Here is a 10,694-nt window from a genome sequence, read left to right as displayed (position 1 = left end):
GAAGGATTCGAACCTTCGAAGGCAGAGCCGTCAGATTTACAGTCTGATCCCTTTGGCCGCTCGGGAACCCCTCCACAAGTGCGAGGCGCATACTAACAGATCTTCCGGATTTGTGAACCCCCAAGCAGGATTTTTCCATTAAAAGAATTGGATTTGTGGCCGATAACCAGTGAAATTGCCATTTTAGAGAGTTATCTCATGCTGCCCAGTTCAATCCGTAATCACCTGCTCGTTGATGAGGGTCAGTTGGGGCAGCGCCTCAACCGTGACCTGCAGCATGGGGATCGGGCGGATTTCCGGTTGCATCTGGCCCTGCTGACCGACGCGGTGGAGGAGCAGCCCTGGTTTGATGCCAAACCGGCGGCCACTCCCCAGAGCCGTGACTGGCGTATGCACTTTGCGCTGAGACCGGCAGAGGTGCTGGTGGCTGAAGGGGCGGGGAGTGACTGCAGTGCCATCAATGAGCGGCTGCAGCAGGGGGGAAGCATGGTGGATGTGCGGCTCTGGCTGGCGCTGCAAACACCGCCGCTGGCGGTCAAACAGCCACTGCTGGATGAGGCTGTCTACGACAACCTGTCACCGCTGGCGCGGGAGCGGTTGCAAGGAAAGCTGGCCGATATGCCACGCCAGGAGGATCCGCTGGTATTGCTGCCGATCCTCGATCGTTTGCAAGAGGGGGTGGATACCCGGTTGCACTGGCTCAGTTGATGGCGCCTGTTCACTGACGTAACGCGATGCTTGTCGGCAAATCACAGGCAACAAAAAGGCGGGTGACCCCGCCTTTATGCTCTTTGGAATTATTAGCCTTGCGGCATGCTATCAAGCGTCAGCTTCATCCGGTTGCGGCTGCTCTTTGAGCGCTGCATTGGCACGACGGGCAATCGGCTTTTCGGTGTGACGGTTGAGTTGGCGCTCCAGTTTTTGCCCCAGTTCGTTGATGGCGGCGTAGAGATCCTCATGCTCTGCTTGGGCAAACAGTTTGCCGTTGGGGATGCCAGCACTGGCTTCGACAGTGAACATCAGACGCTCTTTGGAAACAATCACATGGGGTGTGATGAGAGGCACCTGAAGACGTTCGAGCTTTTCAAAACGGGATTCGATGCGCTCGCGGATAGCCGGGGTGATGTCGATGATTTTGCTGGTAATTTCGATTTTCATATTGGCCCCCTTCGGGTCGTCTTGCTTGTGTCTTCACCTTCAGATTACTCATTGGTAAAGATTGAAATGTGATCCATGTCACATAACCTTCCCTTGGCTATTCAGCAACTTATAAATTGTGATCTTTTCCGGTTTCGTGCCAAAAACAGCTTGAGCTCCATGAAACTGGCAGGCAGTATGACGGGAATAGGATCGTTTCTGTCCCTTCTTGGCAGCACTTCGTGTCGACCTCATGTCCGGTTTCCACTGCTTGATATCGCATGTTTGTACTCTTCCCTCGCAACCTCTGATCTGATGAGCGGATGCAGGGGGCGTTGCTATGCCTGATTGGACATCAAACGTGGTTGGTTGTTGTGTTGGAGTGGTAAATGAAGCAGCAGGCCACGCAAGTCATGTGGTTTTTCGATCGGCAACATGATCAGTGGAGTCTCTCTGATCAGGGGGCCTACCAGCAGTGGCAAGGGGAGGGCAATCATCCCTGGGCCGCTCGCCTGTTACCGGAAGATGAGGCAGGCTTTGCCGACTTTCTCGTCCGGCTTCATGAATCACATCTGCCTGAACAGTTCATCGGTCATCTGAAAGATGATCAGGGGCAGCTCAACCATGTGCTCTGGAGCGGCCAGTTTGTGCCTACCCAGCAGATCTGCTGTGGCTGGCTGGCCCCTCTTGATACCGCCAACAGTGCGGTCTCCTCTCTCAACCTTTCTTTGCCATTGCTGCAAACCACCCTGCTCACCCAGTTGGCGCAGGCGCTCTCTGCCCGCACCGGACTCGATTTCTTCAATACCCTGGTCAGCCAGCTGGCCCATATCCTCAAGGTGGATGCGGTCTGGGTGGGGGAGTTGTGCGGTGCCGACCGGGTCAAAGTGCTGGCCGCCGACGGGCTGTCGCTTAAAGACTACCCGCTGGCGGGTTCCCCCTGTCAGGAGCTCTACAAGCAAGGGGCCATCTGTTTCGAGGTGATCGACGAGTCGCAGGAGTATCAACCCTGGCTGGCGGCCGGGCAGACTTATTATGGTCAGCCGCTGTTTGATGCCAGAGGCCAACTTCTGGGCCATCTAGCGCTGCTCTATTCGGCCCCGGCAGATACCAGCAACCTCACCTCGGTGCTCAATACCTTCTCGGTACGGATGGTGGCCGAGCTGGAGCGTCTGCAATCCGATGCCCAGATGCGCCTCTCTGCCGTTGCATTCGAGACCCACGAAGGGATCATCATTACGGATCCGGGGTTCAAGATCCTGCGGGTCAACAACGCCTTCAGCCAGATCACCGGCTTTGACAGCCAGTCGGTGCTGGGTCTGCATCTGGAAGAGGATCTCTGGCCCAATCTGGGCGGGCTCGGCTACGAGCTCAATACCCTCAGCCGCTGGCAGGGGGAGACCCAGCGTCGCCATGCCGATGGTCACACCTATCCCCAGTGGGAGATAGTGACGCCGGTGCAGGACGAGAAGGGGGTGATCAGCCACTTTGTCATCTGCTTCGAGGATATCTCCGAGCGCAAGGCGGCCGAGCGACGCATTCAGGATCTCGCCTATTACGACGAGCTGACCGGATTGCCCAATCGCCGTCAGCTCCACGAGACTCTGGTGCATACCTTCAACGAGGCGACCCGCGATGGCTTGATTGGCGCGCTGCTCTTTATCGATCTCGATCACTTCAAGACCATCAACGACTCCCTCGGCCACGCCACCGGTGACTGGCTGCTCAAGGAGGTCGCCGCCCGTCTCAAACGGCTGGTGCGACAGGGGGATTGCCTGGCCCGCCTCGGCGGTGACGAGTTTGTGTTGCTGCTGCCATCGCTCTCGGCCAGCCCGCCCCAGGCGGAGATGCAGGCCGATATCATTGCCGAACGGCTTATCACCGAGATTGCCGCTCCTTATACCTATGTGGGGCAAGTGCTGCACATCGGCGCCAGTGTCGGCATTACCCTGTTTCCGGATCGGGAGCAGGGGGTCGATGATCTGCTCAAGCAGGCGGATACCGCCATGTATCAGGCTAAGTCCGCTGGCCGCAAGACCCGTCGCTTCTTCGATGCCTCGATGCAGCAGCAGGCGGATCGCCGTCTGCTCATTCACAACGAATTGCGCAACGCCCTCAGCCAGCAAGAGCTGACCCTCTACTATCAGCCCCAGCATATGGTCGATGGCGGCGATATCATTGGTGTCGAGGCGCTCATTCGCTGGCAGCCGGCCGGTCGCTCGCTGGTCTCGCCGGCCGAATTTATTCCCATTGCCGAGGAGACGGACCTGATTGTCGATATCGGCAACTGGGTGCTGCACGAGGCGTGCGCCCAGTATGTGCTGTGGGAGGAGAACGGCATCCATATTCCGCAGATCTCGGTCAACGTCAGTGCCAAGCAGTTCCATGCCACCGACTTTGTCGAGCGGATCCACGATGTGTTGGCGCAAACCGGCATGGATCCGGCCTGCCTCAATCTGGAGATCACCGAATCCGTGGTGCTGGGTCATGCCGAGGACACCATCAGCAAGATGACCGAGCTCAAGGAGCTCGGCATCAGCTTTGCCATCGACGATTTTGGCGCCGGTTACTCCTCCCTGAGCTACCTCAAGCGGCTGCCTGCCGATGAGCTCAAGATCGACCGCTCCTTCATCCAGGACATCCCGAAAGATGGCGACAACATGGCCATCGTCGAGGCGGTGATCGCCATGGCGCGCCATATGGGCTTTAACGTCACGGCGGAAGGGGTGGAATCCCGTCAGCAACTGGAGTTTCTCAAGGCGCAGGGGTGCAGTTTTTATCAGGGCTATCTCGCCTCCAAGCCGCTGCCGGTGCCCTATCTGGAGAAATATGTACAGCGGCTGACCAGACCGGAGCAACTGCGTGAAATGCAGCTGAGCGAGGCAGAAAAATAGTCCCTGCTCCCCGCTGTAGCGCTGCCCGGCAACGGGTAGAATGAGAGGCAGTAGACCCACCGCCACCGGGCGGTGTATTGCCCTCAATGGAGATGTTCAGTGAAAGCTGTATGGGGAATTGTTTTGTCGGCGCTGTTTGTGCCGACCCTGATGGCGCAGACTGCCGACCAGACGCTCTACCGTCAGGCGTATGACGCCGTACGGGCCAATGATCAGGCCCGTTTCCAGCAAATTCGTGCCCGTTTGACCCATTACCCCCTGCTCCCTTACCTCGATTACTATCAGCTCGCCTTTCGTCCGGGGGCGGCGGATTACAACGATGTGACCCGCTTTATCCGCCAGCATGGAGATACCCCCCAGTCCAACAGGCTGGAGCGCAGTTATCTGACCTATCTGGCCCAGAGCCAGCAGTGGTCGCAGTTCCTGCGCTTCTATCCGGCCAAGCCGAGCTCCACCGATCTGCTCTGCATGCACTATCAGGCGCTCTATTACACCGGCAAGCCGAAAGAGGCGTTGCAGGGGGCGGGCAAGATCTGGATGAGCGGCCAATCGCGCCCCGATGCCTGCTCACCGCTGTTCCAGCTGTGGCAGGCATCCGGTCAGCGAACCCAGGAGAAGATCTGGCAGCGGATGACGCTGGCGTTCGAGGCGGAAAACCCCAATCTGATCCGCCACCTTGGCGCGACCCTGGGTAGCGGCTTGCAGAGCTATGGCGATCAGATGGTGACCCTGTTCGAGCAGCCAGCCAAGGCGATGAACCCGGCCTATTTCAGCAGCAATCCCTATTCCCGCAAGCTGCTCTCCCTCGGTTTGACCCGCTATGCTAATCAGGAGCCGGAGTCGGTGCTGCGCCAGCTTGCGCTGTTTCGCAGCCGTTTCGGCCTGACCCAGGCCGAGGTGAAACCGGTAGAGCGTGCCATTGCCCGCCGCCTGCTGCTGGATCGCTCCATTGCCCAGCGCAGCTGGGTCGACAGCACGGTGAAAAAGCTGGCGGATCCCGACATCACCGAGCTTCGGGCGCGACTGGCCATCTGGGAGCAGGATTGGCGTGGCCTCTCCGGCTGGGTGAAGATGATGCCGATGGCCCGTCAGAAAGAGGATCGCTGGCGCTACTGGATGGCGCGCTCCCTTGAGGTGCAGGGGCAGCAAAAACCGGCGCGGGATCTCTATCTGGAGACTGCCAACCTGCGCGGTTTCTACGGTTTCATGGCCGCCCAGCGCACCGGGGTGCCTTATCGCATCAAGAACCAGAGCGTCAAGCATGTACCGGACTGGCGCACGGCCAGTCAGCGCTGGCCCTTCCTGTTGCGGGTACGCGAGCTGCTGTCGATGAACGAGATTGCGGCGGCCCGCTCGGAGTGGATCCACAACATGGATCGCAATCCGGTGGCCCAGCGCATCGAGTTTGGTCATATCGCCCTCAATCAGGGCTGGCACGAGTTGGCCATTCTCGCCAGCATTCGCGCCGAAGCGTGGGATGCCCTGGACCTGCGCTTCCCGCTGCCGCTCAAGCGCACCTTCTCCCAGATGGCGCAAGAGCGCACCATGAACACCAGCCTGCTCTATGCCATCTCCCGTCAGGAGAGTGCCCTCTATCCGCTGGCCCAGTCGCCGGTGGGGGCGCGCGGTCTGATGCAGTTGATGCCTGCTACTGCCAAAGAGACTGCCGGCAAGCTGGGGGTGCCCTATCGCAACGAGCAGCAACTGTTTGATCCGACGATGAATATTCGTCTGGGGAGCGCCTATCTCAAGCGCTTGCTGGATGTCTATGACGGCAACCGGATCCTGGCGGCGGCCGCCTACAACGCCGGGCCGGGACGGGTAAAACGCTGGCGAGAGCAGAGTGACAACAAGCCGATGGACGTGTGGGTCGAGAGTATTCCCTACAAGGAGACCCGCAACTACGTGCAAAACGTGTTGTCGTTCGATCTCATTTATCAGCACAAGCTGCAGCAGCCGCTGCGCTTCATGTCAGAGCGGGAGCTCAATCACGCCTATTGAGTCGGGGGCCGCCAGCCGGCCCCTGTTTTCAAATTTCCCTGCTGCCGGGTATCATCGGGTAAGGTTTTGTTACCAAAGGAAACATGCCTGGTGACCTGGCTCCGGGAATTGCATCAGGCCGCAGGGTATACTCGGGCGTCGGCACCGACAGGTTCCCCCACAATAAAGGAATGGATAGTGGCAACGATTAAAGACGTTTCTCAGCTGGCAAATGTGTCTATCTCCACCGTGTCGCGTGTTATCAACAACACGGCACAGGTAGCACCGGAAAAGCGTGAGGCCGTACTGGCGGCCATGAAGGAACTGAATTTTCGACCCAACAGTTTTGCCCAGGCACTGGTCAGCAAGCGTTCCAACTGCATTGGCGTGCTGGTTGGCGACCTCTGCGGCGGCCCCTTCTTTGCCCAGATGATGCGTGGCATCGAAACCATGGTCGATCAGGCCAACAAGTTCACCATCGTCATGTCTGGCAACCACGATATCGCGCGCGAGCGTCACGCCATTCAGGCGCTGCTGCAGCGCCAGTGCGATGCGCTGATCCTCCACAGCAAGGCGCTCCCGGACGAGGAGCTGAGCGAGCTGGCGGCAGGCTCTACCCCCATCGTGTTTATCAACCGTCAGGTGCCGGGCTTTGAGGATCGCTGCGTCTGGCTCGATAACCAGGCGGGGATCACCACCGCGTGCCAGCACTTGCTGGATGCCGGTCATCGTAACATCGCCTTTATCACCTCCGATGATGAAGAGTTTGTCGATGGTCAGCAGCGGATGGCCGGTTACACCCAGACCCTGGCCAGAGCCGGGATCGCCTTTGATCCTGCTCTCGTCAGCCGCGCCTATGCCGACGAAAATGGCGGCTATGTGGCGATGAGCGAACTGCTGGCGCGCGGTGTCGAGTTCACCGCCGTGCTCGGTTTCAATGACGGCATGGTGGCCGGCGCCATCTCTTGCCTGCTGGAGCGGGGTTACAAGATCCCGCAGCAGGTCTCGGTGGTGGGGTTCGACGATATCCCCTACGCCCGCTACATCTATCCCAAGCTCACCACGGTGCGCTACCCCATCGAGGAGATGGGCAGCCGCGCTGCCGAGCTGGCGCTGCGTCTGCTCGATCACAAGCCGGTGGACGGCCTGGCGCTCAAATTTGAAGCCCAGCTGGTTGAGCGTGAGTCAGTCGCCTGACGAGCGTCAGATAGTGAACAACAGTGTGGCCCCATTGGGGCCACACTCTTTTCTGCGTTATCTGAATAATCCGCTATTTATCCCGCCAGGGCGACCCGCTGCTGACGGCGCGCCTCCACCCCTTCTGCCACCATATCGAGCAGTTGCCTTGTCTGTTCCCAGCCGATGCAGCTATCGGTGATCGACTGGCCGTAGCGCAGCGGTTTGCTGCCAATCTCCTGACGCCCTTCGCAAATAAAACTTTCCACCATGATGGCGGCGATGGCATGGCTACCAGCACCCAGCTGGTCGGCAATGTCACGGGCAACCAGCAGCTGGTGGGCATGTTGTTTCTGGCTGTTGCCGTGGCTGCAATCGATCATCAGCTGGGGTGAGAGATGCTGCTGGCGCAGCAAGTCGCCAGCCTCTGCCACATGACAGCTCTGATAGTTGGGCTGGCGGCCACCGCGCAGGATCAGGTGGCAGTCGGGGTTGCCATGGCTGCGCACCAGTGCCAGCTGGCCATCACCGGAAGGCTGGGTATAGAGGTGGGCCGCCCGGCTGGCGAGGATCGCCTCGACTGCGATCCGGATATTGCCATCGGTGCCGTTTTTAAAACCGATGGGGCAGGGAAGGGCCGAGGCCAGCTGGCGGTGGAGCTGGGATTCGGTGGTGCGGGCACCGATGGCGCCCCAGCTGATGAGATCCCCCAGATAGAGCATGCTGGTGAGATCGAGAAATTCGGTGGCACAGGCGAGCCCTTCCTGTCCAAGTGCCAACAGTAACTCCCGGGCCTGGGTTAGTCCCTTTTCCAGTTGATCGCTGCCATCGAGGTCGGGATCGAAGATAAATCCTTTCCAGCCGAGCGTCGTGCGCGGCTTTTCGAAATAGGTGCGCATCACCAGTTGCAGCTGCTCCCCGTATTGGCCCTGCAGTTCAGCGAGCCGGCCACCATAGTCGCGGGCGGCTGCCGGATCGTGAATGGAGCAGGGGCCGATCACCAGCAGCAGGCGATCATCCTCTCCCTGCAGAATATGGCAGGCTTGCTGGCGGCTGCGAGCGATCTGGCGAGCGAGCCGTGCCGGACAGGGTCTTGCCTTTAACATCTCGTCAGGGGTGGGCAGGGTGGCAAGGGGTGAAGCATTCAGAAGTGAGGTGAACATGAGCGATCCTGATGACAAATGGAAATCTGCATGCTCTTTGCTGTCCAGTGGGGATCTTCCCCTTATTCTCTTGGTTAACAGAGCGCGGGCATGGGCCCGCGCTCTGTTATATCGGCCTTGGCTACCTTAGAAGCGGGCTGAGCCGCTGACGTAGTAGCTGCGACCCGGTTCGACGTTCTGGAAGACGGTGTCTTTCTCTTGCAGGCGCACGTCGGTCAGGTTGTTGATCCCCAGTCGCAGGTCAAAGTTCTCGGTGACCTTGAAGCCGGTGCCGAGATCGAAGGTCTGATAGCTGGGCAGCTTGTGCAGTACGACAACCTTGTTGACGGTCTGCTCGGCAAACTGGGTGCCTGTGTAGGTGGTGCCGACAAAGGCATTTACCCGCTCGGTGGCCTGCCAGGTGATCTTGGCATTGGCCTTGTGCTCAGGCCGCTCGGGCAGTGCCTGACCCTGATCGCCTTCAGCCTTGAGGTAGGTGTAGTTGGCGCCGAGGTTGATATCGTCGGTCAGATCGAGCTTGCCGGTCAGTTCCAGCCCCTTGGTGGTGGCTTTCTCCAGGTTGTACCAGGTGCGGTCAGTGGAGTTCGGCAACTGCTTGAAGGTGAGCATGTCGTCGATGTCGGAGTAGAACAGGGTGGCGCTGGTCTCCCAGATCCCTTCTCCTGCGATGACTCCCAGCTCGTAGTTGGTGCTGGTTTCCGGCTTGACCTTGTCGCTGCCATAGATGCGGCAGCTGCCGCCGCAGCTCTCGATGCTGTAGCCGTTGGAGTACTGGTGTGGTGCCGGAGCCTTGAAGGCCTGGCTGACCCCGCCCTTGACGGTCACCACATCGTTCATCTCATAGACCAGATAGCCGCGCGGGGTGAAGTGGCTGCCGTAGATCTCGTGGTGATCGTAACGGCCGCCCAGCGTGAAGGTCAGGCTGTCGGTCAGGCCGATCTCGTCCTGAGCGAACAGCGCCTCCTGGGAGTGACTCTCCTTGCCGCCGATATCCTTGTAGCTCACCGCATCCACCAGCTCCCGATCCAGATATTCACCACCCAGGGTCAGGTAGTGGTTGGCCAGCGCCAGGTTGGTATAGCCCTTGAGGGTCAAGGTGTTCTCTTCCAGCTCCCGCTGCTGTGGGGCAGAGTAGCTGGTGTTGAAGTCGTCGATCTGGGAGGTCTCGTAGTTGGCCATGACGGTGGTGTCACCCCAGCTCCAGTTCCCCTTGTGGGTCAGACCAAACAGGTTGCGATCGTTTTGCTGCTGGCGGCTGTGCACCTTGTTGCCGGTTTTGCGGAAGATATCGAGAGGCCGCTCATCCTGGTTGTAGAGGTAATCCAGTTCGAAGCGCTGCTGCTCATCCACCAGCCAGCTGAGGGTAGAGGCGAAGTTGTGGGTCTGTTTGGCTTCGATAAGGGGGATGTCGTCAGCAGCTTCGGTGGGGGCCCAGGCTTGACGGTCATACACCTCGCCGTTCATCTGGATCAGCAGGTTGTCGGTCAGCGGGCCGGTAAAGCCCAGGTTGGTTCTGTGCTGATCGCCGCCATCCTTGCCTTCGATGGCCTTGAAGTCGGCATCGGCCGCCCCTTGCCAGGTTTTGCCCGGCTGTTTGGTGATGATATTGATGACACCACCGATGGCATCGGAGCCGTAAAGTGCCGACATGGGGCCACGGATCACCTCGACCCGCTGGATCATGCCAAGGGGCACGGGAGTGTTGTCGAAGTTGCCGCCGCGCCACAGGGCATTGGAGGAGGAGAGGCGTTTGCCATCCACCAGCACTAGGGTGTACTTGCCGGACATGCCGCGAATGCCGATATCGCTGCGGCCATTGGTGTCGGTCTCGGCCTGGATGCCTACTTCGTGGCGCAGCAGGTCGGCAAGGTCATTGACCGGTGCGGCCTTGATCTGCTCGGCACTGATAACCGAGATGGAGGCGGGGGCCGAGCGGGTATTGTGCGCCGTGGTGGTGACGGTGATCACCTCATCGGCTTGAGGGGTGTTGCTGGCGGCGATGGCTTGCTGGGTCAGCAGAGTGACGATGGTGGTGGCCAGCAGGCTGGGAGCAATAAAACGGGAGGTTGAGGATTTCATTATTTACATCTTCCATAACATTCAAATGATAAGCGTTATCATTATCAAGTTGAATTTGCTCCGATCGCAACTCTTTTTTATCGGCGAAGCTCAGTTTCGTTCGTCACCCTCTTTTGACTAAAAAGAAGTTAATGAAATTGATTCTCATTTGTATTGATCGTTTTTTCGCTCCTTGTTAGGATGCCGTTCACCCTGATATCTGGTGAGTCAAATGACTCACATTAAGTCGTATCAGGCAGTGATTCATTCCAAGGAGTAGCACCGT

Annotated in this window: 7 protein-coding genes; 4 read left to right on the top strand and 3 right to left on the bottom strand. The window is 58.9% G+C overall.

What is annotated here, in order from left to right; all coding sequences use genetic code 11:
• Positions 1 to 198: 198 nt before the first annotated feature.
• Positions 199 to 708, top strand: a complete 510-nt coding sequence (locus G5332_RS14985) for a VC2046/SO_2500 family protein (protein WP_319889309.1) — start codon at positions 199 to 201, stop codon at positions 706 to 708.
• 111 nt (positions 709 to 819) lie between these two features.
• Here the strand turns inward: G5332_RS14985 and hpf are convergent, their stop codons facing one another.
• Positions 820 to 1,158, bottom strand: coding sequence for a ribosome hibernation-promoting factor, HPF/YfiA family (hpf, locus tag G5332_RS14980; protein ID WP_005334257.1), 339 nt, complete (start codon positions 1,156 to 1,158; stop codon positions 820 to 822).
• Positions 1,159 to 1,526: 368 nt separating this feature from the next.
• On the opposite strand from hpf, the gene G5332_RS14975 reads away from it, so the two are divergent.
• The 3 genes from G5332_RS14975 (at position 1,527) to G5332_RS14965 (ending at position 7,208) form a co-directional block, all read left to right on the top strand.
• Positions 1,527 to 4,031, top strand: coding sequence for a putative bifunctional diguanylate cyclase/phosphodiesterase (locus G5332_RS14975; RefSeq protein ID WP_421173100.1), 2,505 nt, complete (start codon positions 1,527 to 1,529; stop codon positions 4,029 to 4,031).
• A gap of 99 nt (positions 4,032 to 4,130) precedes the next feature.
• Positions 4,131 to 6,032, top strand: a complete 1,902-nt coding sequence (locus G5332_RS14970; RefSeq protein WP_040066126.1) for a transglycosylase SLT domain-containing protein — start codon at positions 4,131 to 4,133, stop codon at positions 6,030 to 6,032.
• A 177-nt stretch (positions 6,033 to 6,209) separates the two neighbouring features.
• Positions 6,210 to 7,208, top strand: coding sequence for a LacI family DNA-binding transcriptional regulator (locus G5332_RS14965; protein ID WP_069527099.1), 999 nt, complete (start codon positions 6,210 to 6,212; stop codon positions 7,206 to 7,208).
• Between the two features lie 77 nt (positions 7,209 to 7,285).
• On the opposite strand, the gene G5332_RS14960 is transcribed toward G5332_RS14965, so the two are convergent.
• On the bottom strand, positions 7,286 to 8,350 hold the full coding sequence (locus tag G5332_RS14960; protein ID WP_421173099.1) for a 3-deoxy-7-phosphoheptulonate synthase: 1,065 nt from the start codon (positions 8,348 to 8,350) through the stop codon (positions 7,286 to 7,288).
• A gap of 126 nt (positions 8,351 to 8,476) precedes the next feature.
• Positions 8,477 to 10,429, bottom strand: coding sequence for a TonB-dependent receptor domain-containing protein (locus G5332_RS14955; RefSeq protein WP_421311312.1), 1,953 nt, complete (start codon positions 10,427 to 10,429; stop codon positions 8,477 to 8,479).
• Positions 10,430 to 10,694: the final 265 nt, after the last annotated feature.

It is taken from the genome of Aeromonas sp. 603757 (assembly GCF_049171255.1).
Taxonomy (GTDB): Bacteria; Pseudomonadota; Gammaproteobacteria; order Enterobacterales; family Aeromonadaceae; genus Aeromonas; species Aeromonas veronii_A.
This window is presented reverse-complemented; position numbering and strand designations above follow the sequence as displayed.

Coding starts and splice junctions, on each gene's coding strand:
- G5332_RS14985 (WP_319889309.1), top strand. CDS start 199: ATGCTGCCCAGTTCAATCCGTAATCACCTGCTCGTTGATGAGGGTCAG.
- hpf (WP_005334257.1), bottom strand. CDS start 1,158: ATGAAAATCGAAATTACCAGCAAAATCATCGACATCACCCCGGCTATC.
- G5332_RS14975 (WP_421173100.1), top strand. CDS start 1,527: ATGAAGCAGCAGGCCACGCAAGTCATGTGGTTTTTCGATCGGCAACAT.
- G5332_RS14960 (WP_421173099.1), bottom strand. CDS start 8,350: ATGTTCACCTCACTTCTGAATGCTTCACCCCTTGCCACCCTGCCCACC.
- G5332_RS14955 (WP_421311312.1), bottom strand. CDS start 10,429: ATGAAATCCTCAACCTCCCGTTTTATTGCTCCCAGCCTGCTGGCCACC.